At 68.1% G+C, this 21,589-nt stretch carries 18 protein-coding genes and 4 pseudogenes; 12 read left to right on the top strand and 10 right to left on the bottom strand.

The features are described 5' to 3' along the window. Nucleotides 1–124 precede the first annotated feature (124 nt). Together AB0M87_RS02170 and AB0M87_RS02175 are read right to left on the bottom strand one after the other, a co-directional pair. Nucleotides 125–361, bottom strand: a complete 237-nt coding sequence (locus tag AB0M87_RS02170; RefSeq protein WP_365849874.1) for a respiratory nitrate reductase subunit gamma — start codon at nucleotides 359–361, stop codon at nucleotides 125–127. A 156-nt stretch (nucleotides 362–517) separates the two neighbouring features. Next, nucleotides 518–1,726 (bottom strand): histidine kinase, encoded by a 1,209-nt coding sequence (locus AB0M87_RS02175; protein WP_365849369.1) that lies wholly within the window; start codon nucleotides 1,724–1,726, stop codon nucleotides 518–520. A gap of 112 nt (nucleotides 1,727–1,838) precedes the next feature. Here AB0M87_RS02175 and AB0M87_RS02180 point away from each other — a divergent pair, with 112 nt between their 5' ends. Together AB0M87_RS02180 and AB0M87_RS02185 are read left to right on the top strand one after the other, a co-directional pair. After that, nucleotides 1,839–2,528, top strand: coding sequence for a response regulator transcription factor (locus AB0M87_RS02180; RefSeq protein ID WP_365849371.1), 690 nt, complete (start codon nucleotides 1,839–1,841; stop codon nucleotides 2,526–2,528). A gap of 136 nt (nucleotides 2,529–2,664) precedes the next feature. Beyond that, entirely contained in the window at nucleotides 2,665–3,384 is a 720-nt protein-coding gene (locus AB0M87_RS02185; RefSeq protein WP_365849372.1) for a DUF998 domain-containing protein, read from the top strand. 51 nt (nucleotides 3,385–3,435) lie between these two features. On the opposite strand, the gene AB0M87_RS02190 is transcribed toward AB0M87_RS02185, so the two are convergent. Then, nucleotides 3,436–4,542, bottom strand: coding sequence for a ferritin-like domain-containing protein (locus AB0M87_RS02190; protein WP_365849374.1), 1,107 nt, complete (start codon nucleotides 4,540–4,542; stop codon nucleotides 3,436–3,438). 128 nt (nucleotides 4,543–4,670) lie between these two features. Here AB0M87_RS02190 and AB0M87_RS02195 point away from each other — a divergent pair, with 128 nt between their 5' ends. After that, entirely contained in the window at nucleotides 4,671–5,603 is a 933-nt protein-coding gene (locus AB0M87_RS02195) for a diiron oxygenase (RefSeq protein ID WP_365849375.1), read from the top strand. 6 nt (nucleotides 5,604–5,609) lie between these two features. Here AB0M87_RS02195 and AB0M87_RS02200 read toward each other — a convergent pair whose 3' ends face one another. Beyond that, nucleotides 5,610–6,392: an isoprenyl transferase gene (locus AB0M87_RS02200; RefSeq protein ID WP_365849376.1), complete on the bottom strand. Its 783-nt coding sequence runs from the start codon at nucleotides 6,390–6,392 to the stop codon at nucleotides 5,610–5,612. A gap of 205 nt (nucleotides 6,393–6,597) precedes the next feature. Between AB0M87_RS02200 and AB0M87_RS02205 the strand changes: the two genes are divergently transcribed. After that, the gene (locus tag AB0M87_RS02205; RefSeq protein ID WP_365849378.1) at nucleotides 6,598–7,530 is read left to right on the top strand and encodes a glutaminase; all 933 of its coding nucleotides are present in this window, start codon (nucleotides 6,598–6,600) and stop codon (nucleotides 7,528–7,530) included. 20 nt (nucleotides 7,531–7,550) lie between these two features. Here AB0M87_RS02205 and AB0M87_RS02210 read toward each other — a convergent pair whose 3' ends face one another. Continuing rightward, the gene (locus tag AB0M87_RS02210; protein ID WP_365849379.1) at nucleotides 7,551–8,351 is read right to left on the bottom strand and encodes an HAD-IIA family hydrolase; all 801 of its coding nucleotides are present in this window, start codon (nucleotides 8,349–8,351) and stop codon (nucleotides 7,551–7,553) included. Nucleotides 8,352–8,462: 111 nt separating this feature from the next. On the opposite strand from AB0M87_RS02210, the gene AB0M87_RS02215 reads away from it, so the two are divergent. Continuing rightward, nucleotides 8,463–9,587, top strand: a complete 1,125-nt coding sequence (locus AB0M87_RS02215; protein WP_365849380.1) for a CapA family protein — start codon at nucleotides 8,463–8,465, stop codon at nucleotides 9,585–9,587. Between the two features lie 254 nt (nucleotides 9,588–9,841). Beyond that, a complete protein-coding gene (locus tag AB0M87_RS02220) occupies nucleotides 9,842–10,669 on the top strand; it encodes a nucleic acid/nucleotide deaminase domain-containing protein (RefSeq protein WP_365849382.1) in 828 nt (275 codons plus the stop codon). A gap of 236 nt (nucleotides 10,670–10,905) precedes the next feature. Here AB0M87_RS02220 and AB0M87_RS02225 read toward each other — a convergent pair. Next, nucleotides 10,906–11,449, bottom strand: a pseudogene (locus AB0M87_RS02225) (epoxide hydrolase N-terminal domain-containing protein); the annotation flags it as partial. A gap of 87 nt (nucleotides 11,450–11,536) precedes the next feature. Between AB0M87_RS02225 and AB0M87_RS02230 the strand changes: the two are divergent. Beyond that, on the top strand, nucleotides 11,537–12,112 hold the full coding sequence (locus AB0M87_RS02230) for a CGNR zinc finger domain-containing protein (protein WP_365849383.1): 576 nt from the start codon (nucleotides 11,537–11,539) through the stop codon (nucleotides 12,110–12,112). A gap of 378 nt (nucleotides 12,113–12,490) precedes the next feature. Next, on the top strand, nucleotides 12,491–12,991 hold the full coding sequence (locus tag AB0M87_RS02235; protein ID WP_365849385.1) for a hypothetical protein: 501 nt from the start codon (nucleotides 12,491–12,493) through the stop codon (nucleotides 12,989–12,991). Nucleotides 12,992–13,034: 43 nt separating this feature from the next. On the opposite strand, the gene AB0M87_RS02240 is transcribed toward AB0M87_RS02235, so the two are convergent. The 3 genes and pseudogenes from AB0M87_RS02240 to AB0M87_RS02250 form a co-directional block, all read right to left on the bottom strand. Then, nucleotides 13,035–13,802: a hypothetical protein gene (locus AB0M87_RS02240; RefSeq protein WP_365849387.1), complete on the bottom strand. Its 768-nt coding sequence runs from the start codon at nucleotides 13,800–13,802 to the stop codon at nucleotides 13,035–13,037. Nucleotides 13,803–13,964: 162 nt separating this feature from the next. Continuing rightward, nucleotides 13,965–14,066: pseudogene (locus tag AB0M87_RS02245) on the bottom strand (DUF397 domain-containing protein); the annotation flags it as partial. A 40-nt stretch (nucleotides 14,067–14,106) separates the two neighbouring features. Next, nucleotides 14,107–14,751, bottom strand: coding sequence for an RraA family protein (locus AB0M87_RS02250; protein WP_365849388.1), 645 nt, complete (start codon nucleotides 14,749–14,751; stop codon nucleotides 14,107–14,109). Nucleotides 14,752–15,805: 1,054 nt separating this feature from the next. On the opposite strand from AB0M87_RS02250, the pseudogene AB0M87_RS02255 reads away from it, so the two are divergent. The 4 genes and pseudogenes from AB0M87_RS02255 (at nucleotide 15,806) to AB0M87_RS02270 (ending at nucleotide 18,589) form a co-directional block, all read left to right on the top strand. Continuing rightward, a pseudogene (locus AB0M87_RS02255) lies at nucleotides 15,806–16,579 on the top strand (SDR family oxidoreductase). 44 nt (nucleotides 16,580–16,623) lie between these two features. Next, a pseudogene (locus AB0M87_RS02260) lies at nucleotides 16,624–16,803 on the top strand (IS5/IS1182 family transposase); the annotation flags it as partial. A gap of 124 nt (nucleotides 16,804–16,927) precedes the next feature. Beyond that, entirely contained in the window at nucleotides 16,928–18,235 is a 1,308-nt protein-coding gene (locus tag AB0M87_RS02265; RefSeq protein WP_365849390.1) for an MFS transporter, read from the top strand. A gap of 63 nt (nucleotides 18,236–18,298) precedes the next feature. Continuing rightward, on the top strand, nucleotides 18,299–18,589 hold the full coding sequence (locus AB0M87_RS02270; protein WP_365849391.1) for a hypothetical protein: 291 nt from the start codon (nucleotides 18,299–18,301) through the stop codon (nucleotides 18,587–18,589). Nucleotides 18,590–19,081: 492 nt separating this feature from the next. Here the strand turns inward: AB0M87_RS02270 and nhaA are convergent, their stop codons facing one another. Next, a complete protein-coding gene (gene nhaA / locus AB0M87_RS02275; protein ID WP_365849392.1) occupies nucleotides 19,082–20,986 on the bottom strand; it encodes a Na+/H+ antiporter NhaA in 1,905 nt (634 codons plus the stop codon). Nucleotides 20,987–21,589: the final 603 nt, after the last annotated feature.

Raw genomic sequence — 21,589 nt, forward strand, 5'->3', positions numbered from 1 at the left:
ACGGTCAGTAGCGGACGCCGATGCGGTGCCAGCGCCGTCCGCTGGTGCCCGGCTCCGTGGGGTGGGTCGCGACCCGGCTGCGATAGAGGATGTACGGCCGCCACAGATACCACAACGGAACGCTTCAGGCGTGCACCAGCCGGGTGAACGGCCATATGGCGAGGATCGCCCAGGCGGCGGTGGCGTGGACCTGGTAGATCAGCGGGGCGTGCGCGATGGCGGTCACGTCCGGATTGCCGGACAACAGGCAGCGGAACCCCAGGGCCACGCTGGGCCGGTAGTCGTAACCGGCGCCGAAGAGGTTGATGCCCATGGTGGGGATGATGCCGACTTCCTCCGTCAGGTGCGGGGACGACGGCAGGGGGTGCGGGAGACGTCATCCGCCGGCCCTGTCACCGTCTCATCGCCGCCTCCGCCGGGGGCGGGACACCAGGCTTCCCGCCCTGGGCCGGGCGCGCGATCGCTGGCGGCACTCGGGCGTACGGCACGGCTCACTTCGCTGCTTACGTCTGCGTCGTCAGCCGTCGTCGCGCACCGGCAACCGCGCGTGGATGGTGAATCCCCCGTCCGGCCGGGCACCCGAGACCAGTTCGCCGCCGTGCAGTGCCACCCGCTCCCGCAGCCCGGCGAGCCCACGCCCGCTCCCGGAGGCCACCGCCGCGCCCGCGGGGCCCTCGTTGGTCACCTCGATGTCGATCTCGTGGTCGCCGTAGCGGACATGTACCTCGGTCCGGTGGCCCGGCGCGTATTTGACCGCGTTGGTGAGACCTTCCTGCACCACGCGGTAGGCGGCCAACTCCACCCTCCCGGAGACGGGATGCCGGGTGCCCCGTTCGGTCAGCCCGACCGGCTGGCCCACCGTGCGGGTCTGCTCGACGAGGTCACCCAACCGGCTCAGATCCGGTGGCCCGTCCGGATCGGATGCCCCGGCCGGGGGGCCGTCCTCGCGCCGCACGTCCAGCACGCCGAGCATGTGCCGTAGCTCCCCCAGCGCCCGCCGGCCGGTTTCGCTGATGGCGGCGAGCCCCACCGTCGCCCGCTCAGGGTCGCTGTGGACCAGGAACTGCGCCGCGTCCGCCTGGATGACGACCGCGGTGACATGATGGGTCACCACATCGTGCAGTTCCCGCGCGATCCGGGCCCGTTCCCCGGCCACCGCCGCTTCGGCTTCGCCCCTTCGCCGATCAGCCTCTTCGGCCTGGCGTCTGCGGATCGACCTGCCCGCCCACCAGCACGTCGCCAGCACGACATAGAAGCTCACATAGTCGAACAGCCGCTCCTCGGACCCCTCTCGGTGCAGGCCGGCCGACAGTCCGATGTAGGCCGTGGTCAGCATGGCCGGCACAGCACGCCGGAAGCGGTGCTGGTGGGCACCGGCGCTGTACAGGGCGGGCAGCACACCGAGGGTCGCCAACGTCGGCGTGGTTGCGAGCAGTTGGTCGGCGGAAAAGGCGCCCGCCACCACGACAACCGCCACCGCGGGCCACCGGCGGCGTAGCGTCAGCGGCAGCGACTGTGCCAACGCCGTCATGACGCTGAGCGTATCGGGCGACCGCGGCGGGAGTTGCCCCAGCTGCACGCCGTATTTCTGCAGTCCGGGGGTGAACGCCAGAGCGGCCAGGAGCAGCGCAAGGAGGCCGTCGCGCGCCATCACATCACTCGCGTGCCACCGTCCGGCGAGCGGCCGAAGGGCATTCCGTACCGATGACTCCGTCTCGCCGAACACGCGTCCAGGTTACAAGCGCCCGACGGCACACTCCGGCGGCGTCCTCGGGACGGAGCTGCTGGGCTAAGTTCGGGAATGAGTTCAACAGGCCCGGTGCCCCGAGGAGCAGTCGATGAGCGACCCGAAACCAGCGGTCAGGGTCCTGGTCTGCGATGACCAGGCTCTTGTACGTACGGGCTACGCGACGATTTTCACCGCCCAGCCCGGTATCGATGTGGTCGCGGAGGCGGCCGACGGCCGGATCGCGGTGGAACTCGCCGAGCGGCTGCGCCCCGATGTGGTGGTCATGGACATCCGCATGCCCGTCATGAACGGGATCGAGGCGACGCGAATGCTGGCGGGCCCCGATGCGCTGAACCCCGCGAAGGTGCTCGTGGTCACCACCTTCAACACGGACGAGTACGTCTACGAGGCGCTCCGCGCGGGGGCGAGCGGATTCCTGCTCAAGGACGCGTCACCCGCGGAACTGGTCGACGGTGTACGGACGATCGCCGCCGGGGAGTCGCTCATCTCCCCCACCGTGACCCGCAGGCTCATCGGCCGGTACGCGGACCGCATCCGCCCCGCGGACCGCCCGCGGACCGATCAGGTTCCGCTGGACGCCCTGACTCCACGAGAGTTGGAGGCGCTCAAACTGGTCGCCGCCGGGAAGTCGAACACGGAGATCGCCGCGGAGCTCGTTGTCAGCCGCGAGACGGTGAAGACGTATGTCTCGCGCATTCTCACCAAGCTGGACCTGCGCGACCGCGTCCAGGCGGTGGTCCTCGCCTATCGGGTGGGACTCGTCTCCACGCCGGACTGAGGGAACTCCGTCATCCCCCGTGAGAGCTCAATGCACTGTCCCCCGCAGGGTGATGAGCGAGGAGTGCCTGCCCGCATAGCGTTCCGGACAGGTCGCGGCACGGTGCCGCGACGTATCCTGAACGGAGCCTGACTTCATGCGGCAACAACCGATCGGCTCGGTGTCCGACGCATCCGGCACACACGTGGCGGACGCCGCTCCCGCGGCGCCGGCCGGCAGCCGGTGGTGGGCGTACACCGCGATCGTGGCCCACATCGCCTTCGTCGTGAGCTGGCTCGTCGCCGCTTCCTGGCAGGGGCCGCGCTACAGCGTCCTCAAGCACGCCATCAGCGACCTGTACGCCGTCGGAGCACCGCACGGCATGTTCGTGATCGTGGTCACCACCTGTGCGGGTGCGGCAGCGCTGATCTTCACGTGGCGCTCGCTGCGGCCGTCGCTGCGGCCCGGCGGGTGGCCGGCGACCACCGCGCTGGTCCTGCTCAGTCTATCCATCATCGGCATCGGCGACCTGCTCTCGCCGTGGGAGCGGGAAGCGTGCCGCCAGGCCGATCCGGGGTGCTCGGTGCAGGATCAGGTGGCGAACGCCGGTGGCCGGCTCGACGGCAACCTCAGTACCGTCGGTGTGGTGCTGCTGATCGCATCGGCCTTCTTCCTCGCCGCCGCCATGAAGCGCATACCGGAATGGCGCAGCTGGGCACGGCCGACGCGCTGGACGGCGTTCGTGCTCGTCGTGCTCATGGTCGCCATCCCCCTTTCGGGCCCGGCCGGCCTGGACGGCCTGTTCGAGCGGCTGTTGGCCGGCGTCGGCGCGGCAGGCGTCGTGGCGCTGGGCATCGGCGTACTGCGCCGGTCCTGACACCGGCCCGATGCGGACCGGCCGCCGGGTGCCCGCATCGGAAGCTGTTGCTCAGCCCTGCGCACCCTCCGCGATGGCCGACTCGACCTCGGAGACCCGGGCCAGCTCCTCCTGCGCGAACCTCTCCTTGTCGAGCTGTTCGGCGATCTCCTCGTCCTGCGTCATCAACAGGTCCAGGTTGGAGTTGCCCATCTCGAAGACGCCCATGTCGACATAGGCCTTCTGCAGCCGCTCGCCCCAGAGGCCGATGTCCTTGACGCACGGCACGATCCGGCTGAACAGCAGCTGGCGGAAGAGCTGCAGGAACTCGGAGTTCTCGGAGAGTTGCTCGGCCTCCTTCTTGGGGATGCCGAAGTTCTCCAGTACCTCGACCCCCCGCAGCCGGTCGCGCATCAGGTAGCAGCCCTCGATGACGAACTCCTCGCGCTCCCGCCGCTCGGCGTCGGTCAGCTGCCGGTAGTAGTCGCGCAGCGCCATCCGCCCGAAGGCCACATGCCGCGCCTCGTCCTGCATGACATACGCCAGGATCTGCTTCGGCAGCGGCTTGTTCGTGGTGTCCCGGATCATGCCGAACGCGGCGAGCGCGAGGCCTTCGATGAGGACCTGCATGCCCAGGTACGGCATGTCCCACCGCGAGTCGCGGAGGGTGTCACCCAGCAGCGCCTGCAGGTTGTCGTTGACCGGGTACAGCATCCCGAGCTTCTCGTGCAGGAACCGGCCGTAGATCTCGGCGTGCCTGGCCTCGTCCATGGTCTGGGTGGCCGAGTAGAACTTCGCGTCGAGGTCGGGCGCGGACTCGACGATGCGGGCGGCGCACACCATCGCGCCCTGCTCGCCGTGCAGGAACTGGCTGAACTGCCAGGCGGTGTAGTGCTTGCGCAGTTCGCCCCTGTCCCGGTCGGTCATCCGGTCCCAGTAGGGCGTCCCGTACAGCGTCATGGCCTCGTCGGGCGTGCCGAGCGGGTCGTACGGGTCCACTTCGAGCGACCAGTCGATCCGCTTAGCGCCGTCCCACTGCTTGTCCTTGCCCTTCTGGTACAGGGCGAGCAGCCGGTCGCGCCCGTCGTCGTACTCCCAGCTGAAACGCGCCGAACCGGAGGCCGGTATCTGCCAGTCCGGTGCGACAGGGCCGTTGGTGTAGAGCTCATGAGTCGACATACTTGGCAGGCTCACACGTTGGTAGACGCCGGGTCAACAAGTCGCGGTAAAGGATTGACACATCTTGCTGACACGCAGTCTCATAAAGAGTAACCAGCGGTAACTCCCCAGCGTGAGGTGCCCCAGCGATGACGACTGCGACCGACAGCGAAGTGCTCCGCGACGCCCTCGGCCTGCTCAGGGACCGTGAACAGGTCGCCGAACGGCTCCTGGAAGCGTCCGCGAAGCACTCCTTCGACCCGGACAAGGAGCTCGACTGGGCGGCCCCGATCGAGGACGGCAAGTGGTTCTGGCCGCCCGAACTCGTATCGCTCTACGACACCCCGCTGTGGCGCAAGATGTCCCAGGAACAGCGGATGGACCTCGCCAGGCACGAAGCGGCCTCGCTGGCCTCGCTCGGCATCTGGTTCGAGATCATCCTGATGCAACTGCTCGTCCGGCACATCTACGACAAGTCGGTGACCAGCAGTCATGTCCGCTACGCGCTGACCGAGATAGCCGACGAGTGCCGGCACTCCATGATGTTCGCCAGGATGATCCAGAAGGGCGGCGCACCGTCCTACCCGGTGCCCCGGCTCTACCACAACCTCGTCCGCGTCCTGAAGACCGCCTCCACCACGCCCGGTTCCTTCGCCGCCACCCTGCTGGGCGAGGAGATCCTCGACTACATGCAGCGACTCACCTTCCCCGACGAGCGGGTGCAGACCCTGGTGCGTGGCGTGACCCGCATCCACGTGGTCGAGGAGGCGCGCCATGTCCGCTACGCCCGCGAGGAGCTGCGTCGCCAGATGGTGTCCGCGCCGCGCTGGGAGCAGCACTTCACCCGCGTCAGCTGCGGTGAGGCCGCCCGGGTCTTCTCCACCTGCTTCATCAACCCGCACGTCTACACGAACGTCGGCCTGGACCGCCGCGAGGCCGTCGCCCAGGTCCGGGCCAGCGGCCACCGCGCGCAGGTGATGCAGACCGGCGCCAAGCGCCTGACGGACTTCCTGGACGACATCGGCGTGCTCCGGGGCGTGGGCCGCCGGCTGTGGGTCAGCTCGGGGCTGCTGGCCGGATGAAGCCGGTCACTTGCCGAACCGCCGGTCCCGATTCGCGTACGAGCGCAGTGCGCGCAGGAAGTCCACGTGCCGGAAGGCCGGCCAGTAGCAGTCCACCCAGTGCATCTCGGCGTACGCGGACTGCCAGAGCAGGAAGCCGGACAGCCTCTGCTCACCGGAGGTCCGGATGATGAAGTCGGTGTGATCGGCGGTCGGCGAGTACAGATGCCGCGAGATGTCCTCGATCTCGAACCGCTCGACCAGTTCGGCAGGGTCGCCACCGGCCGCGATGTGTTCCTCGAAGGCACTCTTCACCGCATCGACGATCTCCCGCCGACCGCCGTAACCGACCGCCACGTCCACCTTGAGCCCGCCGCGCCCGGCCGTCGCGACGGTGGCGTCCTTGAGCACTCGGGCGCCGGCGCCGGGCAGCATGTCGAGTGAGCCGATCACCTGGACCTGCCACTGGCGGCCTTCGGCTGTGATGTCCCGGACGGTCTCCTCGATGATCTCGATCAGCGGACCGAGCTCTTCGGCCGGGCGCCCCAGGTTGTCGTCGGAGAGCATGAAGAGGGTCACGTGCTCGATTCCGGCAGCAGTGCACCAGCCCAGGAACTCGGTCACCTTGGCGCCGCCCGCCCGGTACCCCTCCCGGACGTCCGCGTGTCCCGCCTTCCGGGCCCAGCGCCGGTTTCCGTCGACCATGATTCCGACGTGCCGCGGGCGGGGCAGTCCCGTCAGGGTGGCGGCCAGTCGACGTACGTACACCGCCTCGATCGGCCGTCGGAGAAACAGCGGGAGCAGCTTCATGAACCATCTCCGTCCCGCCGTGGCTACCGTCCGGCCGACCCTAGCAGGGGCTCTTCGTCAGCTCCGGTGAGTCCCGCAAGGGCGTTGCCACCAGGGCCACTTGTGCAGGAAAACGCGCTGCGGCACCCGGGCCCGCCGAGCGGCGGTCAGGGCTGATACGCGGCAGGACGGACGGGACGAGCGCCGGAGGAGAACGGGCCGCACAATGGGGACCATGTCCCCGTCGCTGACCTTCCAGCCGGTCCTGGAGCGCATCGCCACCGAGATCGAGCAGACACCCGGGCGCGGCCGGGCCGCCGACTACATCCCGGCGCTCGCCGCCTGCGACCCGCGCAGCTTCGGCATGGCCGTCGCGGAGGTGGACGGCACGGTGTACGGCGTGCGGGACTGGCGGCAGCCATTCTCCACGCAGTCCCTCACCAAGGTCTTCACGCTCGCCCTCGACCTGGCCCGGGAGGGCGGCGAGCTCTGGGAGCACGTGGGTCGCGAGCCCTCCGGCAACCCGTTCAACTCGCTGGTGCAGCTGGAGTACGAGAACGGCATCCCGCGCAACCCGTTCATCAACGCGGGCGCCCTCGTCGTCACCGACCGCCTCCAGACACAGACCGGTGACGCGGCGGGCGCGCTGCTGGAGTTCCTGCGCGCCGAGAGCGGCAACCCCCGGCTGACCTTCGACAAGGAGGTCGCCGCATCGGAGGCCACCCACGGCGACCGCAACGCCGCGCTCGGCCACTTCATGGCGTCGTACGGCAACATCGACAACCCGGTGCCGGTGCTCCTGGAGCAGTACTTCCTGCAGTGCGCGATCGAGGCGTCCTGCGCCGATCTCGCACTCGCCACCGGGTTTCTTGCCCGGCACGGCATCCGGGCCGACGGCTCCCGGCTGCTCAGCCGCCGTCAGGCCAAACAGATCAACGCGGTCATGCTCACCTGCGGCACCTATGACGCGGCCGGCGACTTCGCGTACCGGGTGGGCCTGCCCGGCAAGAGCGGTGTGGGCGGCGGCATCATCGCCGTCGTGCCCGGCCGCTGCACGCTGTGCGTCTGGAGCCCCGGACTCGACGAACGCGGCAATTCGGTGGCGGGCGTCGCGGCCCTGGACCGGTTCACGACGCTGACGGGGCTTTCGGTGTTCTGACGGCCGGAACGGGCGGTGGGTCAGTGATCCGCCGAGGCGAGGCGGTCCAGCAGAGCGGGCAGGTCTGCGAACGATTCCAGCAGGTGATCGGGTGTGCCACTCGCCGCGTCGAGCGCCTCCGGCAGGTACTTGCCGGTCTTGACGAGGACGCCGGTGATCCCGGCACGCTGCGCGGCAAGCACGTCGGATTCGATGTCGTCGCCGACCATCAGCGCCTGATCGGGACGCACCCCGAGCCGGGCCAGCGCCGTCTCGAAGAACGCGGCCGCCGGTTTGCCGGTGATCTCGGCCTCCGTGCGCGCGGCTCGCTCCAGACCGACCAGGTACGCCCCGGTGTCGAGTTGCAGTCCCCGGTCGGTGCGCCAGTAGAGATTGCGGTGCATGGCGACCAGTCGGGCGCCCTGCTGAAGGTGGCCGAAGACACGGTTGAGCGCGATGTGGTCGAACTCCGGGCCGGCTCCGCCCACGATGACCACGTCAGGGACGGCGTCGTCCTCGTCGAGCAGCGTCACGTCCGAGAGGTCGTCGCGGATGTCACCGCTGTTCAGCAGCGAGCACCGGGCGCCCGGGTGGTGCTCGGCAAGGTACGCCGCGGTGGCGGCGGGCGCGGTGAGGATGTCCTGGGCATCGACGGGAAACCCCTCGGCGACCAGGGCGTGAGCGATCGAGGCGCGGGTGCGGGAGGTCGTGTTGGTGAGGAGGGTGACGGCCTGGCCGGCGGTGCGGATGCGTTGCAGCGCCTCGACCGCCCCCGGCAGCGCCTTCCAGGAGACCGTGAGGACACCGTCGATGTCGATCAAAACCGCGCGTACTGGCACCATGCCAGGACGTTACCGCCGTCCCCGCTCCTCCGACCGAAGCGACCTTCCGGCGGCACCGGCCGGCCCGGCGGTCCGAAGGAGAAAGTTCCGGCGGACGACTACCGTAAAAGCATGAGCGGCACGGTGACGCTGTTCCTCTGCGGCGATGTGATGCTCGGGCGCGGCGTCGACCAGATCCTCCCCCACCCGGGTGATCCGACGCTGCGGGAGGACTACGTCCGGGACGCCCGCTCCTACGTCGACCTGGCGGAGGCGTCGGGCGCCCTGATCCCCGCCCCGGTCGCCCCCTCCTGGCCGTGGGGCGAAGCACTGCCGCTGCTCGATGAGGCCGCTCCGGACGTCCGGATCATCAATCTGGAGACGTCCATCACCCGCAGCGACGATTTCGCCCCCGGGAAGGCCGTCCACTACCGGATGAACCCGGCGAACCTGCCCGCCCTGGCGGTCGCCCGGCCCGACGTCTGCGTCCTGGCCAACAACCATGTACTGGACTTCGGCCGCCCGGGCCTGCACGAGACGCTCGACTCGCTGGCCGGCGCGGGCCTGCGGGTCGCGGGCGCGGGACGGACCGCCGACGAGGCGTACGCGCCGGCGACGGTCCCCGTCGGCCATGGCAGCGGTCGGGTGCTGGTGTTCTCCCTCGGAGCACGTTCCAGCGGTGTGGCGAGGAGCTGGGCGGCGGCAGCGGACCGGTCCGGCGTCGCCTTCGTACCCGAGTTGTCGGCCGAGGCGGCCGCCGCCACGGCCGAGCGCGTACGGAAGGCGAAGCGCCCCGGCGACATCGCGGTCGTCTCCGTGCACTGGGGCTCCAACTGGGGCTACCCCGTCCCCCACGAGCAGGTCCGCTTCGCGCACACCCTGGTGGACGGCGGCGTCGACGTGGTCCACGGTCATTCCTCGCACCATCCCCGTCCCGCCGAGGTGTACCGCGACCGGCTCATCCTGTACGGCTGCGGCGACTTCATCGACGACTACGAGGGCATCTCCGGACACGAGGAGTACCGCGACGATCTTCGCCTCATGTACCTCGTTTCGGTGCAGGCGGACACCGGCACGGCGACCGACGTGCGCATAGTGCCCCTACGGGCCCGTCGCATGCGTCTGGAACCGGCGACGGACCAGGACCGCGGGTGGCTGCGGGCAACACTCGACCGCATCAGCGGCCGCGTACACGTCACCCGGGAACCGGACGGGACGCTCGGGCTCGTGCGCCTGCCTGCCGCGCCCGGGACCTGAAGCACGCAATCAAGGGTCCTGAGCCCCTTTCAGGTGGGGACTGACCACCGCCGCCACGGAGTGGCAGCAGGAGACCGCCTCCCAGCAGGTGCAGCGCAACCAGGTCCTGGACGCGAACACGGGAACACCGAAGCCGAGGCGACGAACGCGAAGGACGCCAAGGACAAGGCCGAATCCTCCGAGGCCACCGCGGTCGCGAAGAAGAACGACGCGGTCAAGGCCCGCGACAACGCGAAGGCGAAGCGGGACGACGCGTGGGACGCCGAACAGAAGGCGAACGCGCCACGCGCCAAGGCCGACGCGAAGGATGCCTACGCCGATTCCCTCGACGCGGGCGATGCCGCGACCGCCGCCCGCACCGCGGCCGACGCGGCCGCAGGGCATCACTGGACGTCGCTTCCCTGTTCGCGGACAAGATCCTCCGGCCCATCGCCGACGCCGTCAAGGCGGCGGACGCCGCCGCCAGGACCGGTATCGGCTTCGCAGACGCCTACAACGCACTGCGCACGCTCGGCCTCCCCGATGATGTCGTCGCCCGTATCGGATTCAGGGGGCTTGACGAATTCGTTGACTTCTGCACCAAAAACCGGGCCCGTGCTCCTCTGGCTTCACGGGCGGCGATAGCCGGCGAGGGATTGATGCCCCACGGGTCTGATCGGCTACAACAGCGACGAGATGAGCCACATGGCTTACCAGTTCAGGACGGAAGCGGTTTCTACGGGGCGTCGCGCAATGTCGCCGTCGCCAAGGTGCCGGGTTGGAACGACCCCAAAGACCGGGACTTCGTGGTCGCGAGCAGTAGCTTCGCCGGTCATTCGGAGACAGCGATCCTGGACAAGTTGAAGGCAAAGGGGTTCGATCCTCACCAGATCACTGCTCCATACACTGAGCGGCAACCCTGTGGGGATTGCGCCTCCGAATTGGCTGGGGCCCTCAAGGCGGGCACACCAGTCAACTGGTCGGTCCCTTACTACTCCGGCATCGAGAGTGCGGCGAAGCAACTGCTGGCTAGCTACATCAAAGCCGCCGGCGGGGGGCGTTTGGCGCGCTCCCTGACAAGCGATCAACAGGAAGGGAAGTAAAAGACGGATGACCGAGCACGGATTCGATCTGCTGGCGAAAGCCCCTTCGGATGTCATCGCCCAGCGCAAAGCAGTGGCTGAACACGCTTGCCACGCAATAGCCCAAGCTGGGATTCCCGTTTACCGGGGCGGCGACGGAGGAGAGGCCGAAGGCATGGCTGGGGCGGCAGTTTATGTGGATCCTTTCGTCATCGGTGGCGTGATGGTGGAATGGCACACGGAGACAGAACTGACAATCGGACAATTCGTCGGTACCGCTCCTGCGCCCAGGCGCGCGGACACTTCTCGATGTCGCGGGGATACATCGTGATTGCTGACGGGACGTCGACCCGAAGTTCGGGATCGAGCGAGTTGTGGCTTTCGTAGTAAATGCGGGCCGCCGATGCGCCGGTCCGCGTCAGCCAATACAGGGTGACGTCGTCAAGAACGCTGTCTATGGAAATCGTCTCGAACGGGCTGTCTTCGGTGTCTGACCACTCGGCGAACTTGTCAAGGATCCAGGCAAGAAGCCCGACCGGCGAGTCGACGAGCGAGTAACCGATGGTCTGCGGCCGGGTCGCCTGCTGCTTCGCGTACGCCGCGCGGTGGCGCCAGAAATCGCGGGTTTCCTCGGTCCACTTGCGCTCGGCGAGGGTCGGGCGCGGCGCGATGGACCGTCTCGCCCTCCGGTAGCCGCGCCGCGGCCAGTCGCGCGCGCAGATCGTCGAGGTCAGCGTCAGTTGCGTGGGCTTCAAATGCTTGCACGTCGCTGGTTGGACGGGCATGAGACCTCCTGGCCATCGCGGAACCGGCCGCAATCTATCGCGAACCAGCTAAGGCGGTTCTACCGCGTCTTCGTACCAGCGTGCAACCGGCTAAGGTGGTTCCATGCACGCTGAGTTCCCTGACTTCCGCCTCGGCAACGTGCTGGCAACCAGCTTTACGGGCACGCTGTCGGAGCGTCACGGCAACGCTGTGGAGCGCATTCCCACGCCACACCGACTCATCGACTGGCTGGCAGTGAACGGCCTCGCCGTGGACTCCTGCACCACTGCGCAGCTCGAGCTCGCTCGAGAACTGAGGGAGTCGATTCACGCCGCCGCGACAGCGGCCGCGACACAGGACGCTCTCCCTGCATCTGCTGTCCAAGTCATCAATGACTGCAGCACCCAGGGTCGGGCCGCAGCGATCCTGACGCCCGAGGGCAGGCGGCGATGGCGACTCAGCTCGGTTTCCTGCGTGGAAGATGCCCTCAGCGTGATCGCCGCCGACGCCATCAGCATCATCGCAGGTGAACGAGACGGAAAATTGGCCTTGTGCGCATCGCCAACCTGTCAAGCCGCCTTCTTCGACACCAGCCAAAGTCGCAGCCGCAAATGGTGTGACATGAACACGTGTGGCAATCGTCAGAAGAAGGCGCGCTTCAATGCCAACCAGCGCAAAAGCCCCAGATCAGCGGAGTGATCGTTACCTCGGTGCATGCAAATGGCCCCACGCCTGCGACACATCTGAAACTCGAGTGGGGACCGTCAGGCAATCGCCGGTTTCCAGCGTGGGCGACAACGGATTGGTGTGGGGAGGCAACCCCGTATGACCCTCGAAGAACCGCGTGACCTGCTCGTGCAGGCCCGCGGCGAGCCGTCTCCCCTGTACGAGCCGCAGGATGCCGAGTCCTGAGGCTACGAGGACCTCGGCGCCTTCATCCGTAATATCCCGCTGGACGATTCCCGGCTCCGCCTCCCGGCGGACCTCGCGGAAGCGCTGCGCTCCTGGTCGCTCTCCCGGCCGCCAACGGGTTTCACCTCTCGCCCGGACCTGCGCAAGCACGTCAAACAGGGTCTGGTGACCGCTCGGCGACTGGCTGGGCATCTCGGGCCGTCACGCGCGGTGCGTTATTGGGACGAGCGCCACCGGACGGCCAAGTGGGTGTGCTGGAGCTGCGACCGCCTCCATTGGGAACGCGACACCCACGGCATACCGCCGCCGCCACTTGTACACATCACGGTCGAGGGTGAGTTCAAGTTCGGTCCGCTGCGCTCCGACGGGTTCGGGGACTTCGCCCCCGACGATCCCGCCGCCGCGCTGGCCCTCTCCGACGGGCTCGTCGCCGGCCTGTACACGTGGGCGGAGGACATCGACACCACGGTCAACCTGCACGTCCAGGACCGAGAGGACGGCAAGTACGGCGACGAGTGGGAGCGGCTGTTCCGCGAGGGACGGGACCTGGCGCAACAGCTCGCACACGAGCTCGGCCCCGTCCGGACCGTGACTTACAAGGGCCTGGCGAACGGTGGCCTGGCCGCGATGACGTCAATCACCTGGCAAGGAGACCAGGAGCTGTAGACGCGAGCGCCCTCCCGCCTGGACAGCCAGGCCGAGCATCACGTCAGCGCGGCGCAAGCTGGTCGTACGTCTTGAAGGTGTAGTACGCGGACAAGGTGATCGCGTTCCCGGCCGTCGCCGGGAGACCGAGCCGGTCGTTGAGGAGCCTGGTCAGAGGGCCGCAGCCATCGGCGGCCGGGGCCGTGAACTTGTCGTCGTACGCGTCGAACTTGATGACCGGCGGGTTCTTCGAGACCAACTGAGAGTCGCCCGCGCGCTCCAGACGGAGCTCGATGGGTGCGTCGCCACCGATGACGCACCCATGCGGCAGCAAGCGGCTGACGGCGCGAAAGCGCATGGTGAACAGGCCCATGCTGTTCCCGACGGAGTAGAAGTCGGACCGGCCCCCGTACTCCGGTTGCAGGGACAGTGACAGCAGGGGGTTGTGGGCGGCGGCGGCGTTGCCGAGGAGTCCACCGGGGACGGCGGTCGGCTTGCTGCGCAGCGCTCCCCAGACCTGCCCGTTGCTTCCGTCGGGCAGCGGGCCCTCTGCATGGGTGATGGTCATCGGAGCCAGTTCGGGAATGTGTCGGCTACCGAGCGTCAAAGAGCCGGTGGCTGTCATGACTTCGCATTTCCAGAGGGCCGCGTCGACACCGGCCGGGAGGTCCGGACAGTCGCTGAAGTCGTACGACGGTGTGGAAGGCGCGTCAGCGGCGACAGCGGGAACGCTGACCGCACCGGTGACCGTGGCGGCGAGGACGGCGGCGACTGCGAGCCCAGCGGTCCGGCGGCGGACGACCGAGGGGCGCTTCTCAGTGGTGATCTTCATGGCCCTCAGCCTGCCGTTGCCCACCACTCGGCAGCCATCGGGTAGGCCCCTCGCCGTACCCTGAACTCTCCCTGACGTCGCGTCAGGGTATGACCCTGAGGAATGCGGTCGGCTTTCCGAACGGTGGGGTCGGTTCGCGGACGCGTACGCGACGAAGTCCGCTCATGTGGTGGTCGTGAAGCCGAGCTGCGGGCCCGGCACGTTCTTGGAGTCGCGAACGTGGACCGTGCCGGAGGTGGCCGCGACCTCGATGCAGTTGTTCCCACTGCCTCGAGGTTCCATGAAGGGGGCACCTTCCGACTGCCTACCCGTCTGCCACGCTGCGCTGCCAGCGCTCCGCATCCGAAGCCTCGCTGTCCATCGTCGCCTTCGCGTCTGTCAGAACCCTGAGGACTTGAGTACGGGGGATGATCACCGCAGAGGAGCCTTTGGCCAACACGTAGTCCCCTGGGCGGACGGCGACTCCATTGACGACGACGGGCCGGTTGGCCTCAACCGGGGTGACCTTGTCTCCGCCCCATCGCACTTCCTCACCTCGGCAGTACACAGCGAGTCCGTGCTCTGCCAGTTGGCTGAAATCACGGAGTCGACCATCGGCGAGGACGCCACACAAACCATGGCCTACCAGTCGCGACATTTTCGTTCCGCCGCCCAAAGACACATCCGGGTATCCGTTGCTCGCCATCACCAATACCCGGCCAAGACCTTCTTCGCGGACCGCCTGGTCGAAGATGTCGACAAAATTGAACGTCCTGGAGGGCAGGGCGTCTTCGCATGTGGGAAAGAAGGACATGGTTACAGCCGGCCCGAACAGCAGACGGTCGGGGGCGGGACTCGAAAGATCTACCATGTGGCTGTGATGCCGGTGAAGCCGGCCTATTGCGTCCGTCACGTCTGCCACCCCCACGCTCTGTGCGAGCATCAGCAGACGCTCCGTATTCTCCTCCATGGTCGTGACCTCCACTCGGGCTGCTCGTTCACGGGCGAGACAGTGATGCTTAACCCCTTCCCCTCAAAGCGAACGTGCATCACCTCGTACAGACTTTTCACCTCGCCTGTGGGCCCGGCAATCTGACCGACACTCTCACTGCTCCGAACCTGGGCTTCCGAGGACGTCGCGGAAGACGCCTGGTCTGAGCAACTCACGCTGCGAGCGCGGGGCTACCGCACCGGCGAATGCCGTTCTCGCTGCGGGCGCAAGAACGCTCCTTTTGTTGAGCCGGAGTCGGCGGGCGGGCGTCGTTTTTGTGCCATCGCAGGTAGGCATGCAGGGCTTTGGCCTGGACGAGGTGGTTTCGGTGGTTGGGATAGTCGGTCGTGACACGCTCGGTTTGCGAGGTGACCAGGGAGGATTGAGAGTCCTGAAACGGGATTCAAGCGGACTGACGCGCTGCGTAGAGCGGGCGTACTGGCCCTCGCGCCCACCGGACCCCTGTGCCGCGCCCGCAGATTCGCGCCCCTCTGATTGATCAGGGCCTCGGACGAGCACCAGGACCATCAGACCGAAAAACATCAGGCCTTGGGCCGAACATGTCCTCGCTTCCGCTGGCGGCGGCCTCGGGCTCGCAGGAAGATTATGCCGCATGGTCCGGGTCACCACAGGGACCCAAGACAGCCGGCGAAAAGCCGCAGGCACGCAGTGGTCAGAGGGGAATAGACGGGCAGTAGATCCCGTGTTCCTTCTCGCCTTCTTTCATAGGAGGGACTGTAATTAATTCGCATGCGGGCGGCGTGCGAGCAGGGGGTAACGGCACATCTCCCGCCCTGTATGCAGCCTGTTCGACCATGACATTCTCACTCATTCGTGAAAGGCTCGCCTGAGCTCCGACGACAGCAATTGGATCCGGGCGAGTGGAATTTCCGCTTGCGGGTTTGAAGGTCGGAATCCCGTGGGATGCATGGGCGGAGTGAACGGTGGTCCGCAGCGGACTGAATCGCTCATCGGGGCATGTCGACATTACGGCATACCGCCCTGTCCGTCATGGGAGAGAGGCAGATCAGCCATGGGATCCGACTTCTCGGGTCAGAAGGTCATCGTGATCGGCGGCGCGAGCGGCATGGGCCGCCAGGTCGCGGCTGACGTACTTGCGGACGGCGGCAGCGCCGTCATCGTGGGGCGCAGGGGAGCCAAACTCGATGAGACGGTCGCGGACCTATCAAAGACTGGCCCTACGTCGTCCGTCGGCGTCGACCTCGCCGACCGGAAGGAGGTCGTAGAAGCGCAGAAGGAACTGGCCGAGAGCCACTCGGACGCTACGCTACTGGTGAACACTGCGGGCTTCTACATCCCGCATGCGTTCCTCGACGTCGAGGGCTCGGATTACGACTCCTATCTCGACATCAACAGGGGACTGTTCTTTCTGACCCAAACGGTCGTCCGTGGCATGATCGCGGGAGCACGTGGAGGCGCAATCGTTAATGTCGGCAGCATGTGAGCCTATCAGGCTCTCGCAGTGACTCCCTCCTCCGCCTATTCCATGGCGAAGGCCGGGATCCACGCCCTCACCCACAATCTGGCGATCGAGCTCGCGGGAGAGAACATTCGAGTGAACGCGGTCGCACCGGCCGTGACCGGAACGCCTCTGTTCGAAAAGGTCTTCGCACCCGATCAGCTCCACAACAGCCTTGAGGGGCTGAGCGCTATCCAACCGTTGGGCAGGATCGGTACGGCTCAGGACGTCGCATCCGCCATCGTCTTCCTGCTCTCCCCCCAATCCAGTTGGACAACGGGAGCCATTCTCAATGTCGACGGCGGCGTTATGGCAGGCCGCAACTAAGGGCTGTCCCGAAGGTCGATCTTGGTCGTGAATGATCGCCTGCTGTGGGGCGTGGTGATCTGACGAACGACCAGTGGGCTCGGCTTGAGCCGTTGCTACCGCGGGGCAAAAAAACCGGGCGCGACGGCACCTGGAAGCGGATCCTCGAGCAGCTGCGGGCCGAGGCCGACGTAAAGGGCTTGATCACGTGGGACGTCAGCGTGGACTCCACAATCGCCCGGGCCGCCGGGAAAGGCTAGAAAAAGTGGGAATCATCGCCCAAGACATGCGAAAGATCATCGACAGCGCCGAACTCGCATTCGTGACGACGGTCTGATGGGCGACAGCAACCAAGTACGCCCCACGCGTATGAAAGAAGCCGGCGGGCCGCTGCGGCGGCGCGCTCTGCCGAAGGGCGCGGCTTTTGGCGTAGTGGCCGTCGCCGCGTTCTTGGCGTTCGCTTCGAACGCAGCCGCCTCACCGCTCTATCGGGTATATCAGGCGCAGTTCCGGTTCTCTGCCATCACACTGACCTTGCTGTTCACGGTCTATATCATTGTCTTGCTGGGCACGTTGCTCTCCCTGGGCTCCCTATCGGATTACGTAGGCCGTCGACCCTTGCTGCTGGCCGGGCTGGTCTCAGGCACCGTCGCGTGCGGATTGTTCCTGCTCGCGCACGGAGCCGGGCTGTTGTTCGCCGCCCGCGCGCTGCAGGGCCTCTCGGTCGGCCTTATCACCGGTGCAGCCGCCGCCGCGCTGCACGACCTGCGGCCACACGGCAGCGCGGCGCCGCTGTTGTCCGGCGTGGCACCGACCGCGGGCCAGGCCCTCGGCGCGATCGCCGCCAGCCTACTGGGCCAGTACGCCCCGGCACCGACCCGCCTGATCTGGTGGCTGCTGCTTGCGATGTTCGTCGCAAACTTGCTCGCCGTGCTGACAATTCCGGAGCCCGGAAGCAGGCGTCCACACGCCCTGGGCTCACTCCGCCCCCGGGTCAGCGTGCCGCCTCCGGCCAGGGGTGCCTTCGCCGCCGCCCTGCCCTGCATCGTCGGTCTGTGGGCGCTCGGCGGCTTCTATCTGTCACTGGGACCATCGCTCGCCGCCCAGTTGCTGCACTCCCGCAACCTGCTCTGGGGCGGCATCTTGATCTTCCTGCTCACCGGGCTCGGCGCCGCGGCCTCCGGAGCGCTCGCCAAGGTGAGCCCCACCCGCGTGATGCTGGCCGGGTGTCTCGCTCTTACCGCCGGGGCCCTGGTGACCTTCGCAGCCATTGGCACCAGCACACCGTGGGTCCTGTTCCTGGGCACTGCCATCGCAGGACTCGGCTTCGGCCCCGGGTTCCTCGGCGCCTACCGGGCCACGGTCGCCGTCCCCCAGGTCACGTCCGACCAGCGCGCCGGGCTGATCACGGCCATCTACATCGTCAGCTACTTCGCCACCGCCGTGCCAGCTGTCATCGGCGGCATCACCACCACACTGTACGGAGTGCACGACACAGCCCTCGTCTACTCCGCAGCCGTGGGCGTCCTCACCGCGACAGCCGCCGTCATCCTCCTGGCCCGCCGCAGAGCCACACCCGCCGCGCCGGAGCACGCCGCCCCCTGCCCCGAGCCGCCACCGGGCGCCTGCACCGTGCCGGCATGCCCTCCGAACTCATCGCTGCGGACAAGAACATAGGAGGCTCCACCGGGGCCCGGCCCACGTCACTCCTGGATCGCCGCCACCACCTTCGCCGTAACGGTGCCGCTCGTCCTCAACTACGTTCTGAACGAGTCCGCCTCCGCCTACCAACAGGCGGTAACCTCCACCGACACGCACGCCAACGGCACCCACACCTGGCAGGGCGTCAGCCGGCTGCAGAACGCCATCATCTTCACCTTCGACCACGGCAACGCCACCCGGACCGGCGGCTCGTGGACCGTCCTCGTCTACGTGCTCCGGCCGGCACCATCGCGTGCGGCCGACTGTGGCGACTCATCCCCTTGCGCCAGGGCCACGCTCCCACGGCTCCCAGCCACGACTGAGCCTTGAACGGCGGGTCACCCCCGCGGCGGCCGACGACATCGCGGGTGCCGAAAAGTACATCCGCACCGGTCAGGCGGCATGCAGCAGGCAAGACGGCAGCGCGGGCGCGGACAGCGAGGGTGATTCTCGGCTCCGGTGACCGCGAGCGCATACCCTGCTCTCCGCCGTGAGGCGAGCGGTGCCGACAGTGTCGTGTGCTCTCACGCGCGACACGAAGATCGCGGCGAGTGCCGCTACCAGGGATCCAACCGCGCTGGCCAGGACGGCGGTGTAAGCGTGCGCCGTGGGCACGGAGCTCCCGCCGCCTGAGGCCGGCGCCGGCCTCGCAAGTGCGTCCCCGTACGGGGAGGGCGGGCAGCGGGACCCGATCGCGGGTGGTCGAAGCGAGGGCCAGGGCGTCGGAGGAGGGTCTCCCGGGGAGGGCCCTGCAGATGGCCGCGGCGACACTCGTCGCAGCCCCCGCCGGGTAGTCGGCCACCGCCGTGTGGACGGGCCCGCCTACCTCGTGTCGCTGCCCGCGCGCCAGTCGCCTGCTTGGACCCGCTCGCGGGCAGCACGCACGGCGGCGGACAGGCTGGCGATGTCGTAGGCGCCGTGTTGCCGGAGCCCATTGACGAAGAACGTGGGCGTCCCCGCCACGCCGCTGAGATCCGCCGACTCCACGTCCTCGGCCACTCGTACCGCGCTTGCCCGGGTGCGCATGTCCCGCTCGAAGCGTTCGAGGTTCAGTCCGATTTCTGCTGCGTAGCGGACGAGGTCATCCGGCTGCAGGGAGTTCTGGTGGGTGAAGAGCATGTCGTGCATCTGCCAGTAGCGGTTCTGCACAGCAGCGGCCTCCGCCGCTTCGGCAGCGAGCTGGGCGTGCACGTGGACGTCCGGGAGGGGCAGGTGGCGCCAGACGTAGCGCACGTCGGCGAAGCTGCGGAGCATGTCCCGGATCACCGGCTCGGCCCGGCCGCAGTAAGGGCACTCATAGTCGCCGTACTCGACCACCGTCACGGGCCCGGTCCGCGGCCCCCGCACGTGGTCGCGGTCCGGGTCAACGGGCACCGCGAGGTCGACGATGGCCTCTGCCCTGCCGACGAGTGCCCTGAGCCGGGCGTGCTGGGGGAGGAGCCCGATGGCGGTCGCAAGGGCCCAGCTGACGGCGAACGAGGCCGAGATCGCGCCCAGCACACCGATCTTCGCCTGGTCGAGTTCCGCACCGTGGAACGCAAGCGTCGCGATCAGCAGCGAGACCGTGAAGCCGAATCCGGACAGGGCCCCTCCGACGGCCACGGCCCCCCATCCGGCAGGGGGGTGCAGACGTCCTCGGCTCAGCCGTGCGGCCATAGCTGACGCCCCGAGGATGCCGAGCGGCTTACCCAGCACGTACCCGAGGAAGACGCCCAGTGTCACGGGGGAGGTGACGGCCTGCGCCAGGACGGAGGTGCTGACCGGGATGCCGGCGTTGGCCAGTGCGAAGAGCGGAACGACCGCGTAGCTGGTCCACGGGTGGTACTGCCTCTCCAGGCGCTCGTTGGGGGACAGGGCCGAGGCCAAGCCCACGCGCACGGACCGCTCCATCTCCGGAGTGGGCTGCTCGCGGAACTGCCGGAACAGCCCGCTGACGCGTTCCAGATCACTCCGCGACGCCGGCCCGGCGTAGGTCAGCAGTCCCATGGCCAGTCCGATGACCACGGGGTCCACGCCGGATTCCAACAGTGCGACCCAGGCCGCAGCGGCGAGCAGCGCGTAGACGAAGCCCCGGCGCACGCCGAGGCCTCGTGCGAGGAGCACCGTGCAGAAGAGGGCCAGCGCCGTCAGCATGGGCGCCAGCGCGAGACGATCGCTGTAGGCGACAGCGATTACCACGAGCGCGAGGAAGTCGTCCACGACGGCGACCGTCAGGATGAAGACCCTGAGTCCCTGGGGCATGCGGCGGCTGAGGACGGCCAGCGCTCCCAGCGCGAAGGCTGTGTCGGTGGACATGGCAGCCCCCCAGCCGTACGCCGAGGGCTGCCCGGCGTTGAAGGCCAGGTACACCCCGACGGGGACGAGCATGCCGCCCACGCCCGCGGCGACAGGTAGGCTGAGCCGCTTGCGTTCCCGCAACTCGCCCATGTCGAACTCGCGCCGCGCCTCCAGGCCGATCACGAAGAAGAACAGCGTCATCAGGCCGCTGTTCACCCATTCGCGGAGCGGGAGGGACACCCCTTGTGAGCCGACATGAATCGCCAGGCTGCTGTGCCAGAACGCGTCGTAGCCGGCCGGAGCTGCATTGGCCCAGGCCAGAGCGGCGAGGACGGCGGCCAGCAGGACGGCTGAACTCCCCGTCTCCGTGCGGAGGAACAGGCGCAGGGGCGAGCGCCCGCTCGTGCCGCACTCGGTCTGGCCGGAGAGCTCAGCGGGAGACATGGTCATCGGTGCGGCTCCTCGTGCGTGCGGCGTGCGGTGCTGACTCCCGACGGATGCGGGGGCGGGGTGTGCGCGCCCGTGATGCGCGTCCCTCCGCCGACTCCATAGGTTCCGGCGGAACACGTCGCCCTCGCCGAACTGGCGGCTGTACGGCCGGCGGGCTGGTTCGGTCCGTGCGGATGGTCCTCGTGCTCCAGTGCAAGCACCCCGACATGCTGGAGACATGGCCGTGCTGACACCCAGCGCAGCAGCGCCTCCGATCGCCCGGGGGCGCCGGCCGGCCCGAGGATTGAACCAGTCCAGCCGCTGGACCAGTTTGCTCGAGGAGGGAGCCCCCGGCGGCCACGTGGCTAAAGGCCGCTGCGCTGCCGTTGGGCACGAGGCGTCTCCGACGTTGTCGTAGTGGATGGGCGTAGGGATCAGCCATCTCTCGGGCTTTCTGTCTTACTTACAGGAGAGGTGGGCCGGAGGCGTTCTGACACGTCCACGGGGCGGCGACGAACCGTCGCCCCAGCAGTGCGCGCGGCCGGGGGTCTTCCAGCGCCGGCACGGCTGCCCCCGCCCCGGTCGGGGCGGGGCCCTACACGGAGAAGACGCACAAAAGGACCT

Origin of the sequence: Streptomyces sp. NPDC051320, assembly GCF_040682175.1 — a bacterium.
Taxonomy (GTDB): domain Bacteria; phylum Actinomycetota; class Actinomycetes; order Streptomycetales; family Streptomycetaceae; genus Streptomyces.

What these genes read in the sequence shown, in the direction of transcription:
- AB0M87_RS02230 (WP_365849383.1), top strand. Translation starts at nt 11,537, where the DNA reads ATGCACGCTGAGTTCCCTGACTTCCGCCTCGGCAACGTGCTGGCAACC.
- nhaA (WP_365849392.1), bottom strand. Translation starts at nt 20,986, where the DNA reads ATGACCATGTCTCCCGCTGAGCTCTCCGGCCAGACCGAGTGCGGCACG.
- AB0M87_RS02250 (WP_365849388.1), bottom strand. Translation starts at nt 14,751, where the DNA reads ATGGAGGAGAATACGGAGCGTCTGCTGATGCTCGCACAGAGCGTGGGG.
- AB0M87_RS02215 (WP_365849380.1), top strand. Translation starts at nt 8,463, where the DNA reads ATGAGCGGCACGGTGACGCTGTTCCTCTGCGGCGATGTGATGCTCGGG.
- AB0M87_RS02180 (WP_365849371.1), top strand. Translation starts at nt 1,839, where the DNA reads ATGAGCGACCCGAAACCAGCGGTCAGGGTCCTGGTCTGCGATGACCAG.
- AB0M87_RS02200 (WP_365849376.1), bottom strand. Translation starts at nt 6,392, where the DNA reads ATGAAGCTGCTCCCGCTGTTTCTCCGACGGCCGATCGAGGCGGTGTAC.
- AB0M87_RS02185 (WP_365849372.1), top strand. Translation starts at nt 2,665, where the DNA reads ATGCGGCAACAACCGATCGGCTCGGTGTCCGACGCATCCGGCACACAC.
- AB0M87_RS02240 (WP_365849387.1), bottom strand. Translation starts at nt 13,802, where the DNA reads ATGAAGATCACCACTGAGAAGCGCCCCTCGGTCGTCCGCCGCCGGACC.
- AB0M87_RS02265 (WP_365849390.1), top strand. Translation starts at nt 16,928, where the DNA reads ATGAAAGAAGCCGGCGGGCCGCTGCGGCGGCGCGCTCTGCCGAAGGGC.
- AB0M87_RS02190 (WP_365849374.1), bottom strand. Translation starts at nt 4,542, where the DNA reads ATGTCGACTCATGAGCTCTACACCAACGGCCCTGTCGCACCGGACTGG.
- AB0M87_RS02205 (WP_365849378.1), top strand. Translation starts at nt 6,598, where the DNA reads ATGGGGACCATGTCCCCGTCGCTGACCTTCCAGCCGGTCCTGGAGCGC.
- AB0M87_RS02210 (WP_365849379.1), bottom strand. Translation starts at nt 8,351, where the DNA reads ATGGTGCCAGTACGCGCGGTTTTGATCGACATCGACGGTGTCCTCACG.
- AB0M87_RS02195 (WP_365849375.1), top strand. Translation starts at nt 4,671, where the DNA reads ATGACGACTGCGACCGACAGCGAAGTGCTCCGCGACGCCCTCGGCCTG.